This window comes from Nocardiopsis ganjiahuensis DSM 45031, assembly GCF_000341085.1.
Taxonomy (GTDB): Bacteria; Actinomycetota; Actinomycetes; order Streptosporangiales; family Streptosporangiaceae; genus Nocardiopsis; species Nocardiopsis ganjiahuensis.
Genome location: NZ_ANBA01000014.1, coordinates 307000 through 324982, shown reverse-complemented (window position 1 = coordinate 324982; position 17983 = coordinate 307000). Strand labels below are relative to the sequence as shown.

Genomic DNA, 17983 nt, shown 5'->3' with positions numbered 1-17983 from the left:
TACGCCACCGCGCTTGATGAACACCGTAGAGCTGCCTTCCGAACACCACGATGGCCTCCAACTTCTGTTGAACCAGTTGGTCCAGGAGACCGGAACTTCCTACGGGGTGGTGTTCGGCACCCACGGACTGCACCTGTTGCGCGCCGGAGACCTGGACCAGGTCGGCGCGGAGAGCGTCACCGCCATCCTGACCAACGTGCTGCTGCTCTCCCTCGGGGCCGGGAAGCTCACCGCTCGCGGCGAAGCCGAGACGATCGTGATCCGTTACGAGTCCGGTGCGCTCGTCCTGGCCCCGCTGGGTAGCGCGTTCGGTCTGGGCTTGTTCGTTGGTGGATCCGACAACGAGTTGAAGCAAGTCGCCTACGCCCTGGCTCGATTCGCTATCCAGGCCGAGCCCCTGCTGCCTCAGGAAGACCTGGCTTCGCGGGCTGAGGGCCTTCGCGAGCGAAGGGTCCCGCGGTGAGTGCCCAGGCACCCGCGGCGCTGTTGGTACGCCCTTCCACCGGAGTGGTCATGCACTCGTTGATCGAGGCCAATCCGGCCGTCCCCATCTCCTATGAGCCCGATCTTCCCGAACTGTTCCGCCTCTGTCTCCAGGTGTTTCGGGAGCTGGAGCGGGCGGTGACGGTCGCTGAGCTGGCCGCACGCATGGGCCACTCCCCCGCCGTGGTCGGGGTGGTGGTCACCGAACTGGCCGATGCGGACCTGGTGCGCGTGGTGCGTGCCCCGGCCTGGGCCGAACGACTGCGTACCTGGGCCACCCTCACCCACCCGGTACCAGTCGCGGTCTCGGTGATCAAGACGCTCATCGTCAGTACCCGCCAAGACCATACCCACAGTGCGTTGACCAGGCTCTCTGGTAACGATCCGTGGTGCTTGCAGGAATCGCCCCGCATCGAGGTCGCCACCACCCGCCTCGCCCCGGACCTGGACATGCTGGCTCTGGGGGTCAGCGACCTGGGCGGGGCGAGCCCGCTGTGGTGGGACGTGTGCCGCGAGGCATTCGGGGCCGTGGTCGTCAGCCAAGGCTCAAGGCGAGAACTGGACGCGACCCGTGAGAGCCTGCTGGCCCTGAATGAGGCCGGTGTACCCGTGGTCGTGCTGGTTCACGAGAGCGACGACGGTGAGGTGGACACCGACGTGGTACGCGCCTGCCTCGACCTATCTCAGCGTGTTCCCGTGGTGATCGGTGACGTACACGGACGCGGCACGTGCGAGGCGCTCATGGACCTGTGCTCGGCGCTGATGAGCGGAGGTGGCCGATGAGCCCGGCTCCGCGCGCGGTGGTGTTCGGTTCCGGACACTCCGCTCTCACGTTGGCCACCGGTTTGCTGGACGACGGGTGGAGGGTGGACGTGTTCACACGCCACTCCACCCCCGAGATCCTGGGCAATCCCGCCGGGCTGACCCAACTCACCCTGCCCTCGGTGCACGCCACCGAACTCGCGTTGGGGTTGGGGTTGTGGCAGCACACCGCGCCGCCCGCCCATCAGGTGCGCATGCGCATGACCCCACCCGGGGGTGAAGCGTTCACCTTCACCGCGCCGTTGCCGGGGGCAGCGGTTGCGGTCGATCACCGACTCAAGAGTGCCTACTGGCTCCAACACGTCACCAACCGGGGCGGGCGGGTGCACGAGCGCACCTGCACCACGGGCGATGTGGCCGGGTTCGCCTCCTCACGCCTGCACGATCTGGTGGTGGTCGCCCCCGGAGTCGACTCCGACCTGCGCCACCTGTTCTCACCCGACCCCGGCCGCACCGGTGGAGCCACCGGCAGGGTCCTCGTCCAAGTCCACCTGGCTGTACCCGACGAACTGCTCCCCGAGCGGGCGGAGGTGCTGACCTGCCCATGGGGCGAGGTCATGGTCTACCCCGTCCTGACCGTCGACGGCCTCGCCCCCTCCCAGGTGCGAGCCCTGTCCGCCCCGGACGCCCCGCCCGTGCATGTCACCCCGTACGCGGCCCTGTGCGTGCAGGTCATGGCCCGCCCCCACAACCCACTGGACCCCACCTCGGCCCTCACACCCCAGGGCGATGACTCCGAGACGGGTGCGGGGCTACCGCGCAGGCACGGCGCGCACGCCCAAGCGGCTTGGGCCCACGTGTTGGACCAGCTTCCCGCGCTCGCCCCCGAGCTCGCTGGGCTGTGCACCCAAGGGAAAGTGATCCCAGGGTCTGAGCTGGTGCGCGAAGTCCACCCACAGGTGCGCCGACCGGTCACCACCATCGCCGGAACACCCGTGGTGGGCATCGGAGACGCCACGATGACCGTCGAGCACGCCTCCGGACAGGGCGCCGGGGCCTCCACCTGGGTGGCCTCGACACTGCGCGACCAGATCCGCCAACAGCGCCAAGCCAACGGAGCGCTGGACTCGGCGTTCCTGGCCGGGGCCTGGGAGGCCTACTGGGCCCGGCACGGCCAGTACACCTCAGCCTTCGGCGGATTCGTCTCCGCCTACTGGAGCGGTGCCCTGCCCGAGCACGTCCTGACCAGTTTCGCCGAGACCGTCTCCACCCCCGAGGGGGCCGCGGCGTGGGCGGCCGGGCTGGACGACCCCGCACGGATGAACCACCTGCTCACCCTCTGACCCCCACTCCCCCTGTCCTTCATCGAGATGGAAGGCGTCACCGCGCCATGCCCGAGAACACCCCCCCACACCACCCGTTCCGCGCCCAACCCCCGCTTGTACAGCCACCGCAACCTCAAGCGCTACGGCCAGGTCGTGGTTCGCTGGTCCCACCGCCTGGCGTGGAAGGTCGACAACGAGAAAATCCTGGACCTGTACGCCCTGTACATGGCGCCCACCCACCTGGAGGTGGGCCCCGCCGACGGCCACTTCCTACTCCGTGCGCCCGTCCCGGCCACGCCCGCCGGCGAAGAGGTGTCCGCACGACTGCGGCAGATCCACCTGATGGACCTCAACCCCGCACCGTTGGACTACTGCGTTCCCAAGCTGGCCGAGCACGGCCAGGTCATTCCGCACGAGCACGACGTGCTCACCACCCCGTGGCCGCTGCCAGACGCATCGGTGGGCTCGGTCGCGATGTTCCACGTCCTGCACTGTGTTCCCGGCCAGACGATGCGGCACAAGGCCGCCGCGTTCTCCGAAGCCACCCGGGTGCTGGGCGATGGTGGGGTGTTCATCGGCTCCACCCTCCTGGGTGTCGGTGACCCGCGCACCAACAACAATTGGATCGCCCGCCGGCTCCAGGGTGCCTACAACAAGCCGAGCCGGAACATGTTCCACAACAGCGGCGACCGGCTGGTCGATCTGCGGGCGATGCTGGACCTGCACTTCGCCCGGGTGGACCTGACCGTCATGGGCTCGGCCGGGGTGTGGGTGGCCCGGGAGCCGCGCCGATGAACGCCACGTCCCTCGCCCAAATGCGTGAGCCGGTGGCGATCATCGGCATGGGCTGCCGACTCCCTGGCAGCGTCAACGACCCCGATCAATTGTGGAAGGCTATTTCCCAGAGCCGCGACCACATCACTCGCGTCCCCGAGGACCGGTGGAAGGCGATGGTGGAGCGCCTGCATCCCACGCAGGTTCCGGCCGCACCCTTCCGTGCTGGGATCGTGGACCATGGCTTCGACCACGCCTTCTTCGGCATCACCGCAGACGAGGCCACTGAGATGGATCCCCAACAGGGGTGGGTCCTCGAAGTTGCCTACGAAGCGCTGGCGGACGCCGGGGTCGCCCCTTTCTCGCTGGCCGGGTCACGATCCGGGGTGTACGTGGGGGCGGCCAGCGTCGACCAAGCCGCGAAGAACTTCGCCCCCAGAAACCGGGCCGGGGTGTTCACCTCCTCGGGCGCGGGAATGGCGATCCTGGCCAACCGGCTCTCTCACGCCCTGGACTTGGACGGGCCCTCCCTGACCCTGGACACCGCCTGTTCCTCCTCGCTGACGGCGTTGCACTACGCGGTGCACGACCTACGCACGGGCGACGTAGACCTGGCCGTGGTGGCAGGCAGCAACGTCTTGACCAACCCGGTCATCACCACCTCCTTCACCGAGGCGGGAGTCCTGGCGCCTGACGGCCGGTGCAAGCCCTTCGACCAAGACGCCGACGGGTACGTGCGCTCCGAGGGTGCGGTCGTACTCGTGCTGACCCGCGCCGATCTGGCCGTCGAACGTGGGCACCGAGTGTGGGCGAACGTGGTCGGGACCGGGCTCAGCCACGGCGGCCGGTCCCCGCACCTGTTGGCCCCGCGTGCCAGCCGCCAGGCTCAGGCGATCCGACGGGCGCTCGCCGACGCCGGGATGGCGGCCGAGCGGGTGGGGTGGGTGCAGGCCCATGGAACCGGCACCAAGGCCGGAGACCGCGTCGAGGCCGCCGGAATCTCCCAAGGGCTGGAGCAGGATCTTCCGGTCGCGGTGGGGTCGGTCAAGAGCGTGCTCGGTCACCTCGAAGGCGCCGCCGGGGTCCTCGGGGTCATGGCCGCCGCCTTGGCGGTCCACCACGGGCAGGTCCCGCCCACCTCGCACCACCATCGGCTCAGGGCCGGGTTGGAAGGACGGATCCGGGTGCCCATCGAGTTGGAACCCTGGCCCTACGGGACTGGCGATGACGGAGGGCGCGTGGCGGGGGTGAGCGGCTTCGGGTTCGGCGGTTCCAACGCCCACGCCCTCCTTGCTCAAGCCCCCGTGCTCGAATCGCCAGAGCGTGAGGACCCGATGCCGCTACCGGAGACGGTGTTCGTCTCCGCCCACACCCCCGCCGCTCTGGCTATGGCCGCCGGGCACCTCGCGGTCAACGCTCCCCGGGGCGGGTCAGTGGGGACGGTGGCCGATACCTCCCTGGCGCGCGGCCCCCACCACCGTTACCGGGCCGCCGTCACCACCGCTGACCTGGGATCCCTGGTGCAAGGACTACGCGCCCTCCAAGACAGCACCCCCGATCCCCACGTCGTCGCCCCTCGCTCTGCCCCGGATACACGACCCCGAGTCGTGTTCGTCTACACCGGGCACGGCGGACACCACCCGGCGTCCGGGGCTGAACTCATGTGTCTGCCGGCCTACGCCCGGGCGGTGGAGGAAGCACGGGCCGCCCTGGCGCAACAGAGCGGGTACCAGGTATGGGCGCCGGGCGAGGCCATCACCGGTTTCGTGGACGCCCAGCACTGCACGACGCTGACCCAGATCGGCCTCACCGCCCTGCTAGCCCAACGCGGAATCGAACCCGACCTGGTCCTGGGGCACTCGGTCGGGGAGATCGCCGCCGCCCACACCGCCGGGGTCCTGGGCCTGGACGCCGCTACCCGGGTCCTGGCCCGACGGTCCGAACTCCTTTCGGGCTTGTCCGACGTCGGCGGGCTGCTAGCGATCCGTGCGAGCGTCGATGAGTTCGACGCCTTCACCGCGCCCGATGAGGGCAGAGTCACCATCGCCTCCTACAGCGCACCCGCCGTGCAGGTCGTGGCCGGACCTACCCAGGATCTGGACCACCTCCAGGCACGCCTGGCCGAACGGGACGTGTGGTGCAAGCCGGTGCCCGACGTGATCCCCGCCCACTCCCCGCTCGTCGAACCCCTCGTGCCCGCGCTGCGCGAGGCCTTGGCCGGGCTGGTCCACCGCCCCGCCCAGATCCCGATCGTCTCCACCTCCCACCCCGACCATCCCAAGGACACGGTTGGTCTGTGGAACCCCGCCTACTGGTCCGAGCAAGCCCGGCGACCGGTCCGCTTCACCCGAGCCCTGAGCGCCGCCGCGAGCGAAGGTGAAGGGCCGGTGGTGTTCGTGGAAGTCGGGCCTCGCGCCCTTCTCGTGGAACACGTGGCGCACACCCTCCCCCGGTCGGCGACAGTCTCGGTGACGGGTGACCCCTACGGCCTCGCCCGGGGGATCGGGGAGCTCTACACAGCGGGGGTCACACCCACCGGACCGATCAAGCGGGCCCACCCTCACATGGTGATCGCTCCGGGGTGGGACCACACCGGTCGCGCCACGCCCGTGGACGACGGCGGAGCGCTTCCCGTGCCCGCCCCCGATCAGGTAGAGGCACACCTGATTACTGAGGTTTCCCGTCTGCTCCCCTTAGCCGAGGGCCTAGACATGGACGGCACTTGGACCGAAAGCGGGCTGGAGAGCCATGGCCTGCTCCAGCTCACTTCACGGCTACGCCGCGTGCCCCCGTGGGCCCGGATCGACGTCCAGGTGTTCCTTCCCGATCGGACCTGGCGCCAGGTCGCCGCAGCCCTGGTCGAACGGATGCCCGACCCGCACAACCCCTCCCCGGAAGGGTCGCCGTCCGTTCTCCCCTGACCCCGGAACGGTGTCCCACGGTGGTCCCGCTCCCCCAAGGACCGGAGCGGGACCACCACCCCACCCGACGCCACCACGTCGGCGCCCGGCTTTGCACACTGGCCGAAATCACCTGGGAACACCACGGGCGCTCCAACGAACTGCTCGCCACCAACACCAACATCCAGTGGCCTGGAGAAACCCCTGTGACCGATCCGCTTTGGTGTGTCCCGCGTTTTTCGGAGTCGGATTTTTGGATCCTGGGACCACATGACCCTTAAAGGAGGGCATCGTGGCACGTCCTGGATACCCCGACCAGTTCCGACGCAAGGTCTTGGACCTGGTCCAATCCGGACGCAGCATCGCGGACGTGGCACGCGATCTGGACATCAGCACCGAGACGATCTACGCCTGGCGGCGCCAGGACCGCATTGACCGAGGTCTGGCTCCGGGCCTGACCAGCACCGAGAAGACCGAGCTGGCAACGGCGAACAAGCGCATCGCCGAGCTGGGGGCTGAACTGGCGACCCACCGCCGGGCCCGTGAGCTGCTGGGGAAGGTGGTGCCCCCAAAGACGGTTCGAGGCGATCGCGGTGATGGCCGCCGAGGGACATCCGGTCCAGGCCGCCGTCCGGGTGCTGGGGGTGTCTGAGTCCGGGTTCTACGCCTGGCGTGATCGAGGGCCCTCGACCCGATCCATCCGGCATGTGCTGCTCACCGACACCATCCGCCAGATCCACGCCGCATCCAACGGCGTCTACGGGGTGCGGCGGGTGCACGCCGAACTCACCCTCGGGCGAGGGATACAGCTCTGGCCCGGCACATCGGCGCTCTGGCTATCCACGAAGGGCGGCTCACCCCCGCTCGCGCGGGGAAGACGCACGCGGGCAGGGCCCCTCCCACGAGCGGGACGGCTCACCTCCGCTCGCGCGGGGAAGACCCCATGCCGGTGATTCCGGGCATTCTGGTGTCGGCTCACCCCCGCTCGCGCGGGGAAGACGCCGCCACGTCGCTCCGGTGGCAAATGAGTGGGTACGGGACTGGCAATCCTTGACTTTTGCCCCATATTCGAGCATTTGGGAAACTATCCACCTATTTGACCCGTAGTCGGAGATGGTGGCTGCTAGCCATGTCTCCGGTCAGAGTTAGCATGAGAGGCTGACATTCCAGAGCAAGCATTCTCAAGCCAAGGCACAGGGCTCCGAGAACAGAAGCCCACAGGGCGAGATCGCGCAGATGAACCAAAGACAGGACTTCCCGCACCTTGAGGCCACGTCAGGTCACAAAATGACAACGTCCCACTAAAGGGCCAGGTCGGGAAGTGGTCTTCCCCGCGCGAGCGGGGGTGAGCCGTACACCGACAGCTTCCCTGCGGGGAGCCGGGTGTCTTCCCCGCGCGAGCGGGGGTGAGCCGCAGCTGGACGCGATCGAGCAGCAGGCCACCGAGTCTTCCCCGCGCGAGCGGGGTGAGCCGGTTTTCGGCTGATAATGAGCGTGACTATTCGGGTCTTCCCCGCGCGAGCGGGGGTGAGCCGCCCTTCCAAGAACATATATTCAGTCTGTTTTGGTCTTCCCCGCGCGAGCGGGGGTGAGCCGACCCGGGTGGCACTCAGCGCCCTCCAGCGCGAGTCTTCCCCGCGCGAGCGGGGGTGAGCCGACGTGCTCACGCTGCCGATCCGCTCCGCCGCGGTCTTCCCCGCGCGAGCGGGGGTGAGCCGGTCGCGTTCCTGATCACGCTCACCACCACCTCGTCTTCCCCGCGCGAGCGGGGGTGAGCCGCCGAGAAGCTGACTGACCCCGGGTTCGATGTCGTCTTCCCCGCGCGAGCGGGGGTGAGCCGCAGGACATCGTGTCGGTGGACTGCCTGTACGGGTCTTCCCCGCGCGAGCGGGGGTGAGCCGCTGGAAGAGATCCAGGCCCGCATCGTGGCGACGTCTTCCCCGCGCGAGCGGGGGTGAGCCGGAGTCCGAGGAGGTTGAGCCCTGCCCAGATGCGTCTTCCCCGCGCGAGCGGGGGTGAGCCGCAGACCGACCCCCGGCCCCGCTGGGTGGCGGGGTCTTCCCCGCGCGAGCGGGGGTGAGCCGTACTGGGGTTCGTCGGCGGTGGCGGGGTCGGCGTCTTCCCCGCGCGAGCGGGGGTGAGCCGAGTGCGTTCCGCCGATCGTCCAGCGTCACGATGTCTTCCCCGCGCGAGCGGGGGTGAGCCGCCCGCTCTCATCGCGATCGTCGCCGTCGTCATGTCTTCCCCGCGCGAGCGGGGGTGAGCCGGATCCTCCTAGGAGGTGGGCCTCACGCGGCCGGTCTTCCCCGCGCGAGCGGGGGTGAGCCGTGCCCCCGGTGCGGCCCCCTCCAGCGGCTGCGGTCTTCCCCGCGCGAGCGGGGGTGAGCCGCCGGACCTGCGGACCTGACCGGCCACCAGGTCGTCTTCCCCGCGCGAGTGGGGGTGAGCCGGATCGGGGCCACACACATGCGTGGGATTAGGCGTCTTCCCCGCGCGAGCGGGGGTGAGCCGTGCTGGTGTTTAACCTGATCATGGGTGGTTAAGTCTTCCCCGCGCGAGCGGGGGTGAGCCGCAGCGTGTCCGGTACGTGCCGCTGCCGGACACGTCTTCCCCGCGCGAGCGGGGGTGAGCCGACGGAGAGCGGGGGCCCGTCTCCCCACACGCGGTCTTCCCCGCGCGAGCGGGGGTGAGCCGCAGCGTGTCCGGTACGTGCCGCTGCCGGACACGTCATCCCCGCGCGAGCGGGGGTGAGCCGACGGAGAGCGGGGGCCCGTCTCCCCCCACGCGGTCTTCCCCGCGCGAGCGGGGGTGTGCCGGGGTAGGGCGGCTCGTAACCATCCCGGGGGGCGTCTTCCCCGCGCGAGCGGGGGTGAGCCGTTCGAGGTCGAGCAGCTGTTCGAGCGGGTCCTGTCTTCCCCGCGCGAGCGGGGGTGAGCCGACCGAAACCGAACGCCGCCACTCCGGTGCGGAGTCTTCCCCGCGCGAGCGGGGGTGAGCCGGCCGCCGCGGTTCTTCGCGGTGTGAAGGTGGTGTCTTCCCCGCGCGAGCGAGGGTGAGCCGTACCTCCTCGGGTCCGGGGCGGTCCACTGGAGGTCTTCCCCGCGCGAGCGGGGGTGAGCCGTCGCGGTGATTGGGTTCGCGGTCGCTGAGGTCGTCTTCCCCGCGCGAGCGGGGGTGAACCGTGGACGTTCAGGGTGCACACGTACTCGTGGATGTCTTCCCCGCGCAAGCGGGGGTGAGCCGTCCACACAGCGGGCGTAGTGCATCTGCGCCTGGTCTTCCCCGCGCGAGCGGGGGTGAGCCGGAGACCCCCTGACATGGCCCTGCTATCTGCTGGTCTTCCCCGTGCGAGCGGGGGTGAGCCGTGGGGGCCGGGTGACCAGTGGGCACCGGTCCGGTCTTCCCCACGCGAGCGGGGGTGAGCCGTCGTCGGGGGCGATGGCGACCTCGGCGAACCTGTCTTCCCCGCGCGAGCGGGGGTGAGCCGTCCTTCCCCGTGTCCCGTGCGATCCCGGACGCGTCTTCCCCGCGCGAGCGGGGGTAAGCCAGCGAACTCAGGTGACAGCCAGTGGATGGTGCGGTGTTTGTCGATGACCTGTGAGTACTGACCCGTAGAGCCGTCCACAGTGTCGCCCCCGCTCATGTGCTTCCACAGCCTCACATAGCCGCCATATTCCAGGATCGCTGCGGGTGACCGGCGGGCAGGCTTTGGTGCACTCCCGGCCCCGTGAGGACGTTCACTCTGAGAGGGTCGCTTCGGTACGGCGTCCGTGCACCTGACCACCGGTCTCCGTCATGTTTTTGACAGTCTGCTGTGCGTCCCCTGGAAGTACCTGCGGTCGTAGAGGCCGCGTTCCTTCACCAACCGACCCCAGCGCTCCTTGCGACCGAAGCGTTCACCGATCTTCTTCCCGTCGGGCAGCTTCCCCTGGTCCCGCTCCCACTCCTCAGCCCACGCCCATGCTCGGGCCTGAAACGGTGTGAACGGCTTGGGGGCCTTGTCCTGCCCCGACGGATCCACTAGGCGCAGGCCGCTTCCCAGAGACGAATCCAGTCCATCACTCGAATCCTGCTCATCGTCTGCGTACGCAGTGCGTACGCTCTTGGCTGCGGTGCGGAACTCCCTCATGAGCAACTCGTACGCACCGATCAACGCGAACGAGGGCCAGGCATGGATGATCCTCGACCACATCGTAGGGTCAGCGACAGCCACGTTCGCGGCCAAGGATGCGACCGAACCAATGATCAGCAAGGCCCAGGGCAGCAGGCCACCCTTGCGCCCCTGACGGGCATCGCTGAGCAGGGTCATGGAGGCGCCGACGATCATGCCGTCCACTGAAAGGGGGAACAGGGCTGCTCTCCACGGAGGTTCGCCGTGGCGCAGGGCGAGTTCGTACATGTGGGAGTAGGACACCACCGCGGCGATGCCCGCGAGCATCAGCACGGCTGCGATGGTCACCGTTCGTGACCAACGAGAAGGCTCCATCACGATCACTTCATTCCTGTGACCGAGAGACCTTCGCAGCGGCAGAACCGCCGGGGTGGGTGGTGGGAGGCGGCCGTCTCCCACCACCCACTGGGAGATTTTTGGGAGACGCGAACGTCCCCTAACGGCTCCCAACCGCCGCGAAGGTCCCTCAACGGAACCCTCTGAACTGGGCGAATGCTTGTTGGCGCAGGTCACTGCGACGCCTGAACTACCTCGACACGGTAGGGGTCACAGGTTCGAGTCCTGTATCGCCCACAAGAAGAAGGCGGGTTCCTCCGGGAGCCCGCCTTCGCTGTTTCCACGGCAGTGCCCTTCGAGGGTCGGCGCCATGCCGAACAGCCGCTCCCGCTCCCTGTGCGTGAGAGCGCCCACACACCGCATCCACCGGGTCCCGGTCACCGCGAGTACGCTCTTCTCCATCTCCTCGGCAACCATCTCGTAGATGCGCTTCACCCCCGGAACCAGAGCAGGGCGTAGCCACTGCGACTCGCCGGTGTGGTTGCCGTCCCACGCGGTCCGCCAGAACCGCTGCCTGAAGTTCCCGTGCCTCAGCAGCCCACCTTGGGGAGCGGTGAACAGGCAGGGGTGTCAACTGCTCTCGATCAAAGCCAGCACATGCCAGAGCCTCTGAAGGACCCCGCACGAGACAGACAGCGGGCGGCCCCGGGAACAGGGGCCCCGGGGCCGCCCGCGACTTCGTCAGGACCGGTCCAGGCCGATGTCCCTCGCCTGCCAGGTGCGGAGTCGTCCGCACATACCGAAACGCTTCGGCCCCGGATGCGGATCGGTGCGCACCAGCGCCGCGTCGTGCATGATGCCGGGCTCGCCCCGCTCCAGCGCCGCGAGCTGACCGCGGGTCAGCTCCAGCTCCCGCTCCACGCCCTCACACCAGATCCGCCGCCACGCCTCGACCCGGGGCCGGACCACCCGCGCCGCGATCCGGTGGAACTCCCGCAGCGCCTCCTGGCCGTTCTCCTCGACCGACACCACGAGTTCGAGGTAGCCCCGCATGGCGAGGTCGCGGCGCACCCTGGCCTGTCCGGCGAGCTCCTTCTCCGGAGCGTCCGGGTCGAGCCGGGCGGCCTCGTCGTAGGCCTCCCGGTCCACCAGTACCTCGTGCGGGAAGGTGAAGACCGCGTCGCCCGCCTCCGGGAGCCCCGCGTTCTGCATGACCACGGTGAGCTCCAGACCGCCGTGGTTGACCAGGCGGTGGACCGTGCCCGGACCGAACCACAGGACGGTTCCGGCGTGTACTGACCTGAGAGGTTAGGTACGCGGGAGGCGGGAGGGCCGCTGATCGCGGTGTGGAACCGGTGGTGATTGTAGTGGTGCAACCATCCGGTGAACGCCTCCCGCCTTTGGGACTCGGACCGGTAGGGGCGGGCGTAGGCCCATTCCTCGGCCAGGATCCGGTTGAACCGTTCGACCTTGCCGTTGGTCTGGGGCCGGTAGGGGCGGGTGCGCTTGTGCTTGATGCCCTGCTCGGCCAACAGATCGCGCCAGGGGTGGGACTTGTAGCAGGCCCCGTTGTCGGTCAGCACCCGCTCCACCGTGATCCCCACCGAGGCGAAGTAGGCCTGGGCCCGCCTCCAGAACCCGGTCGCGGTCTCCTTCTTCTCGTCGGCCAGGATCTCTGAGTAGGCCAGCCGGGTGTGGTCGTCCACCGCGTTGTGCAGGTAGGCATATCCGGCCTTGGAGCGCCTCTTGCGCCCCTGGGCCCGTCCCAGCGTTTTGTGGCCGCCGCCGTCGGGGATGTTGCCGAGCTTTTTGATGTCCACGTGCACCAGCTCGCCGGGCTTGTCGCGCTCGTAGCGGCGCACGGTGCGCCCGCTGGCCCGGTCGGTGTGGGCCAGGCGGGGCATGCGGTAGCGGGCCAGGATGCGGTGCACGGTCGAGGGGTGCATGCCCAGGTGGCCGCCGATACGGGCCGGCCCCCACCGGTGGGTGTGGCGGAGTTTGACGACGCGGCGCTCACACCGGGTGGGGGTGCGCCCGGGGCTGTGGTGGGGGCGGCTGGAGGCATCGACCATCCCGGCCTCGCCCAGAGTGCGGTAGCGGCCGGCCCAGCGTCCGGCGGTGCTCACGCTGGTCTGGAAGCGTTCGGCGGCACGGCGCAGCGGCCAGCCGTCCTTGACCACGCAGCGGGCCAGGGCCAGGCGCCCGGCGGGGGTCAGGCGGGCGTTGGCATGGGTAGTGTGGGGCATCGAGGGCCTTCTGGTGATCGGTGTAGACGTGGTAATCCACACCGATACCGAAGGCCCTCTTGGCGTGTGTCAGCCGGGGTGGGTGTTACCAACCTCCATGGTCAGTACACCTAGTCGTCTCTTGTGCGGTCAGCAACAAAGCTCCATGCCAGCTGGGCACCTGCTCCAGCCTTGATCCAGCGGAACCCGGCCCTCGTGAGTGACGGGAGGCGATCCCGGCACGCACCAAAGCCTCTATCACCCCCGACGCGAGATAGGCCGCTGAGGGGCAGCCTCACGGAAGCGGGTAACCGGCTGCATCGGCGATGTACCAGGACCGAGTTGACCCGGCGTTCGAGGTTGTCGCCAGCGACGTCGACGCGCGCAGCGATGTTTCCCACGTCATGGGAGGTTGCCCGAAGCAACCGGAAGGAAATGATGCCGTGGACCAGCTGTCGCGTGTGGCAGAGCGATAAGGTGCGTTCCTGAAACGACTGCCTCCGCCTGTTGGAGGTGGAGGCCGATCATGTTGACGAGTGTTGCGGCAACTGCTGCGAGGTCTGCGGCCGAACCGTGGAAGGTGGGTACGGAGCATCCTCTGGTGGGGATCAGTTCGTCGCTCTTGGCTGCTTCCTCCCAGAGCGGGTGGTACAACTCCAGCTGGCCATCGGCTATTACCGAGCGTCCGGCCTGGTCGTCAAGCTCAGATGGTGTACAGGTAGCACCAGGTGCGCAGATGTTGGCGATGCCGAGCGTTCCCGTCCTGGAGTCGGTGGCGACCTGGGCAATGAGTGCCTTGCGCTCTTCACCGGCGGGGGCGCCGAGGTAGGTGGTGATGCTGTGGCTGACGGTTGCGTCGATGATGAGGTCCGCGGCGAGGGAGAAGGCTGGATCAGGGACCCTTCCTTCTGCGACGGTGACGGTCAGGTCGTCGCGGATCGCGCGGAGGCGTGCGGCGAGGGCATCGGCCTTGGTCTGGCCGATGTCGGCTTCGGTGTAGTTCTGTCGGACGAGGAGTCCGCCGGTAATGGTGCCGGGGTCGCAGACGGTGATGGTGGCGGCACCGGCGCGGGCGATGAACTCGGCGATCCATGATCCCAGGCCGCCGCAGCCCCAGATTTGAACGGTCTTTCCTTGGAAGCCGTTGACGGGACGGTCATCGTCGCGTCGGGTTGTGACCTCTTGCCGTTCGTCGGACATACTGCACCATTCGATGGGGATGTCGGCGTTGATGATCGCTGGATCGAGGTTGACTGCGGTGCCGTGCTTCTTGGCGATGTGCCGGAGGGTGTCGGCGATCGCTGCGGGGAGGCGTCCGCCGAGAAGATGGTGCGGTCCGCCTGCGGGGTGGGGTACGGCAAGCACGAAGTACTGCTCGGTGCCGTCAGGGTTTCGTAGAGCGCTGGCGAGGAGTGTTATGAGGAACGCGGGCGACTGCGGTGAGGCCTCCGATGCTCGTCCTTCGGCTCGGTCAAGATGCGGATCGTCCAGGAGCGTCAGGAACAGCGCGAAGGTGGATGCCGCACCGAAGGGGAGGTCACTCGCAAGCACGAAGACGGGCGTGCGGTGTCCGTCGCGGCCGGTCAAGGAGGTGAGGTCGTAGCGGTGCGGTGAGCGAGGGATGAGCCAAGCGATCTGACTCCGCTTCGGTAGGACGGGCTCGCGGACGACAATGGTGGGCGTGCCATCGGCGTGGTGGAGTACTCCTCCGACAGCGTGGTACATCGCGGTCGAGGGATCGAATGCCCCGCTGGCGGCATCGGTGAGCCAGTCCCACAGCCGGCTGAGGAATCCGGCCATTCCTGCGGACGGGCGCCACTCGCGAGAGGGGTCTAGGTAGATGCAGAGCCGTTGCCCTTGGAGGACGTGTGGGAAGCCGAGGAAGCGGGTGTGGTCGACTTCGGCTCTCGGGGGCAGGAACACCGAAGGGTGAATCCTGACGATGAATTCCTCTTCGTCTCCGAGTTCCAGCCCACCGGGGCGATGCGAGATGTCGGCGGTGCGGAGCCGGAGCCGGAGGGTAGCGTCGCCGTCAGCGTCAAGCTGGTGTTGCTGGACAAGCCGCACCTCGTGGGGGCGCTCCCTGGCGAGTGACCTCAGCTCGCCAAGGAGCCGGTTTTGCCAGGCCGAGAGTGTGGCCCGGTTGCGGCGGCTCATCCCGCGCGGCCAGACCGCCCCACAGTGGAAGCTGCGGCGGGGGCTGCTGCCGGGAACTTCGCACTGCTGGACGAGGTGGCCGGAGCCTTGAAGCCGTCGCCGAAGATGCCCTGCCACAGCTCGATGCTGCGCTCCTTGTTCTCCTCCTCGTACGCCTCCTCGATTTGGGCGGCGTGGACATGGATACGGTCCCGGAAGTAGCTGTAGGTCGCCTGTGCCTTCTCGGGATCAGAACCCCATCGGTGCCCGAAGTACACACCGGACCCGGACGGGTCGGCGACAGGCGGCGTGCTCGGGTTCGCCTGAAGCCAAACGTCGAGGTCCTTGACGATGTGCAGGAGGGCGGTCGGAACGTCGCTGTAGTAGCTGGGGTCCAGCAGCGTGCGCAGCTCGGTGACCTGCTCACCGAGCATGGTCGTCAGGAGGATGGACCGGGTACCGGTGAAGGAGTTCTTGTGGTCCCGCAAGTACTTCATCAGTCGGATGACCTTGCGAAGGTTGCCCTTCGCGAGCGCGTCCTTGTTCTTCATCCAGTCTGTGAAGCCCTGGGGGTCGGTCAGCTCCCAGTCGTTGTCATCGCGGTTGACAATGACTTCGCGTCCATCGGCGAGGTTCAGGTGCGGCACGATATCGAGGTGCATAGAGTTCGCGTAGACGAGTCGGACGCAGCGGCACTTGCGTGAGTGCGGCATGTTGCCGTAGGTGCTCTGGCGGTGCAGAGCCGCATAGACCTCCTCTATATACTTCTTGGGATCGTCGGACCAGTCCGGGTTCTCTCCCATGTCGAGCATGAAGTCCGCGTCGAACTCGTTGCTACCGACGGGGTTGATGATAGTCCTATGGGCCCAAGATCCTTGGGGCGTCTTGCCGAGAATGAGCGAGCGGATCTGCTCATCGGCATTCAACGCCTTGTAGACCGCCTCGACGCGCGAGTCGAGCAAGTCCAGCTTCACCTGGCCGAGGTTGACGGTGTCCTTGAGCAGGACGTTGAAATAGTTAGTGAGCTCCATAGGGAGACCTCGTTCTCCGGCACGCTGTAGATGGATTCCACACGGCCGACAAGTTCATCAAGTCGTCCTTGCGGGAGGTTGACCGTGTCATATAGGAATTTGTTGAAGTATTTGATCGATTTCATTTAATTCCTCAGTCCTACAAGTTGTTCGTGTCAGTGATGGCTGGGGCAGGATGGTAGGCATCACCGTCGAGGTGGTAGACGATGAGTTCAGCCTGGGCACTTCTCATCCGGTGCATACCAACACGCACCGCAAGGCTCGCCGGGATAGGACCGATCACATGGAGAATACGCGCGTTAGGCCACCTTTCCTCCACTTTCGCCAACAGCCCGATCCAGGCCTCCGCCGCGGCGTCGAGATCCACCTCCGTCTCGATGAGCCCGGCTCGGGGGGTCTCCTCATCTGGCCGGAGCTCGATGACGGGTAGATCCGTGAGGTTCCTGGGGACGCGGGAAGTCTTGACCGTCCCAGAAACGTTGAGGACCGCGACGACCTCTTCGGCGGCCTCTGGCTCAAGGGTTGCGATGATCGACCCGAAGGAAACCGGGGATCTTGTCGGCTGTTTCCAGCACCAAGCCCGGTCTCGCCCCTTACGGTCGTGATCGAAGATCTTCACTGTGAGAGTGTCGTCCAGTCGGGAGCCAAGGTAGACGAGCCACGGTATGTACGTGAGCGCGAACACGGAGACGTGGTCTATCCCGCCTTGCTTGATTCCCGTCTCCAGTTTCTCGATTCCCTGATCGATCAGGTAGCACCCGCGCTCCCATGTGTAAGGGGCTGACGGGTCGTCGTCGAGCTCGATAACGACGTCAGTGCGCCAACCGTCTCTCACATACGCGACGAGACCTGCGTCTACAAGTGCCTCAGTGATTTGCCGGTCGGTCACGGAGATGGGAGCTCCACGGAGCACACCTCGGTTGGCGAGAACAAGCGTCTTCTGCAGTGTCGCGAAGTTCGTGACCCGGTGGACACGGAGCTCATGTTCGAGCTTCCGGGCCAAGAGCCACTCTTGGGTGAACATCTCTACGTTCGCGGGATCGTCGATCGCCTTGTGACAGGAGTGGCAGAGCAAGAGGAGGTTGTCCTCCGCTGCACGCTGCTCGAGTGTCAGGGCACTCTTACCCCTCGGGGATCCCGCTGTGTCGGTGGCACCGACGTTGTGTGCGACCTCGCCGACCGCTTTAGCCGAGCGGTAGTGGAATCTCGTGTCTAGGAGGTAGGTCGAGCAAAGGACACAACGTCCGGCTGCCCTGACCCAGACGTTCCGGTACGTGGTGTCACCGATGTCTTTACGGCGGACCTCGCTCGGCCCCGATTTGCCCATGTCCGAACGGTAACCGCTGGTACCGACAATCTGCTTCCCGCCTGGGTCAGCAGAAAGCTCAGAGCCTCTCCAAGTCGCTGGCTCTGCGCGCTCCGGGCATGCACAGCTTGGCCAAGGACACGTAGCCCTGGCTCATCGTCCATGCCCATGGACGACCAGAAGCTGTCACTTTGTTGTTGACCACCGGCGCTTCCAACACCACGGTCGCAGCAACCTCTGAGCCGGAGAGCAGGAACACCATGTACTCCTCGCCCTCCTCCAGTACTCCCGCGTCCAGGGCACCGCAAATCACAGCCCCGATACGGGCATCAATTCCACCGTTGGCCTCACTCCGGTCGGCCTCGACATAGGTGAAGGGCACCCGGTCCTCGCGGGCTTCGATACGGGCGACCTCGGGCTGGTTGGCCTGCTGAGCGTAGAAACCCATGTGGGTCAACCCGTCCCGGAAGGAGCGGCGGGGCTGACAGATGTAGGCACCGGTGTCCAGGTACTCGTCATAGGCCAGGCCGGCGGCGGCAATGGCCACCTCGTCGGTGGTGAGCAGGCCGTCGTTGTCGAACAGAGCCTGCAATT

13 protein-coding genes, 1 tRNA gene, 1 pseudogene and 1 CRISPR repeat array are annotated in these 17983 nt (G+C 67.4%); of the genes and pseudogenes, 7 read left to right on the top strand and 8 right to left on the bottom strand.

Annotated elements, in window-relative coordinates; genetic code table 11:
- Nucleotides 1–67 precede the first annotated feature (67 nt).
- From D458_RS0121165 to D458_RS35655, 6 genes are all read left to right on the top strand, one after another.
- On the top strand, nt 68–463 hold the full coding sequence (locus tag D458_RS0121165) for a roadblock/LC7 domain-containing protein (RefSeq protein ID WP_160168059.1): 396 nt from the start codon (nt 68–70) through the stop codon (nt 461–463).
- Nucleotides 460–1266, top strand: a complete 807-nt coding sequence (locus D458_RS0121160) for a MarR family transcriptional regulator (protein WP_152521191.1) — start codon at nt 460–462, stop codon at nt 1264–1266. The genes D458_RS0121165 and D458_RS0121160 overlap by 4 nt, the downstream gene beginning before the upstream one ends.
- On the top strand, nt 1263–2588 hold the full coding sequence (locus D458_RS0121155; RefSeq protein ID WP_017588738.1) for a hypothetical protein: 1326 nt from the start codon (nt 1263–1265) through the stop codon (nt 2586–2588). Before D458_RS0121160 ends, D458_RS0121155 begins: the two co-directional genes overlap by 4 nt.
- A gap of 96 nt (nt 2589–2684) precedes the next feature.
- Complete coding sequence (locus D458_RS0121150; RefSeq protein WP_017588737.1) at nt 2685–3365, top strand: class I SAM-dependent methyltransferase; 681 nt, start codon at nt 2685–2687, stop codon at nt 3363–3365.
- Nucleotides 3362–6265, top strand: a complete 2904-nt coding sequence (locus tag D458_RS33885) for a type I polyketide synthase (protein WP_051049728.1) — start codon at nt 3362–3364, stop codon at nt 6263–6265. Before D458_RS0121150 ends, D458_RS33885 begins: the two co-directional genes overlap by 4 nt.
- Nucleotides 6266–6536: 271 nt before the next feature.
- Nucleotides 6537–6896, top strand: coding sequence for a transposase (locus D458_RS35655; RefSeq protein WP_160168058.1), 360 nt, complete (start codon nt 6537–6539; stop codon nt 6894–6896).
- Between the two features lie 853 nt (nt 6897–7749).
- A CRISPR array of direct repeats spans nt 7750–9792; the repeat unit is 29 nt; unit sequence GTCTTCCCCGCGCGAGCGGGGGTGAGCCG.
- A gap of 245 nt (nt 9793–10037) precedes the next feature.
- On the opposite strand, the gene D458_RS0121140 is transcribed toward D458_RS35655, so the two are convergent.
- Entirely contained in the window at nt 10038–10730 is a 693-nt protein-coding gene (locus D458_RS0121140; protein WP_040702645.1) for a DUF2637 domain-containing protein, read from the bottom strand.
- Nucleotides 10731–10901: 171 nt separating this feature from the next.
- On the opposite strand from D458_RS0121140, the gene D458_RS36465 reads away from it, so the two are divergent.
- Nucleotides 10902–10988: transfer RNA gene (locus D458_RS36465), tRNA-Ser, on the top strand.
- Here the strand turns inward: D458_RS36465 and D458_RS33880 are convergent.
- The 7 genes and pseudogenes from D458_RS33880 to D458_RS0121110 form a co-directional block, all read right to left on the bottom strand.
- Nucleotides 10962–11186: a hypothetical protein gene (locus D458_RS33880; RefSeq protein WP_017588735.1), complete on the bottom strand. Its 225-nt coding sequence runs from the start codon at nt 11184–11186 to the stop codon at nt 10962–10964. The genes D458_RS36465 and D458_RS33880 overlap by 27 nt on opposite strands.
- A gap of 246 nt (nt 11187–11432) precedes the next feature.
- A complete protein-coding gene (locus D458_RS33875; protein ID WP_017588734.1) occupies nt 11433–11909 on the bottom strand; it encodes a hypothetical protein in 477 nt (158 codons plus the stop codon).
- A gap of 71 nt (nt 11910–11980) precedes the next feature.
- Nucleotides 11981–12937 (bottom strand): annotated as a pseudogene (locus D458_RS35650) (IS481 family transposase); the annotation flags it as partial.
- Nucleotides 12938–13318: 381 nt separating this feature from the next.
- Nucleotides 13319–15073: a ThiF family adenylyltransferase gene (locus D458_RS0121125; protein ID WP_026119542.1), complete on the bottom strand. Its 1755-nt coding sequence runs from the start codon at nt 15071–15073 to the stop codon at nt 13319–13321.
- Nucleotides 15070–16083 carry an SMODS domain-containing nucleotidyltransferase gene (locus D458_RS0121120; protein ID WP_017588731.1) on the bottom strand — a complete coding sequence of 338 codons (1014 nt, stop codon included), beginning with the start codon at nt 16081–16083 and terminating at the stop codon, nt 15070–15072. Before D458_RS0121120 ends, D458_RS0121125 begins: the two co-directional genes overlap by 4 nt.
- Before the next feature lie 139 nt (nt 16084–16222).
- On the bottom strand, nt 16223–17410 hold the full coding sequence (locus D458_RS0121115) for an SAVED domain-containing protein (RefSeq protein ID WP_152521189.1): 1188 nt from the start codon (nt 17408–17410) through the stop codon (nt 16223–16225).
- A gap of 58 nt (nt 17411–17468) precedes the next feature.
- The gene (locus tag D458_RS0121110) at nt 17469–17981 is read right to left on the bottom strand and encodes a hypothetical protein (RefSeq protein WP_017588729.1); all 513 of its coding nucleotides are present in this window, start codon (nt 17979–17981) and stop codon (nt 17469–17471) included.
- Nucleotides 17982–17983: the final 2 nt, after the last annotated feature.

Coding starts and splice junctions, on each gene's coding strand:
- D458_RS0121120 (WP_017588731.1), bottom strand. CDS start 16,083: ATGGAGCTCACTAACTATTTCAACGTCCTGCTCAAGGACACCGTCAAC.
- D458_RS0121140 (WP_040702645.1), bottom strand. CDS start 10,730: ATGGAGCCTTCTCGTTGGTCACGAACGGTGACCATCGCAGCCGTGCTG.
- D458_RS0121115 (WP_152521189.1), bottom strand. CDS start 17,410: ATGGGCAAATCGGGGCCGAGCGAGGTCCGCCGTAAAGACATCGGTGAC.
- D458_RS0121155 (WP_017588738.1), top strand. CDS start 1,263: ATGAGCCCGGCTCCGCGCGCGGTGGTGTTCGGTTCCGGACACTCCGCT.
- D458_RS33885 (WP_051049728.1), top strand. CDS start 3,362: ATGAACGCCACGTCCCTCGCCCAAATGCGTGAGCCGGTGGCGATCATC.
- D458_RS0121125 (WP_026119542.1), bottom strand. CDS start 15,073: ATGAGCCGCCGCAACCGGGCCACACTCTCGGCCTGGCAAAACCGGCTC.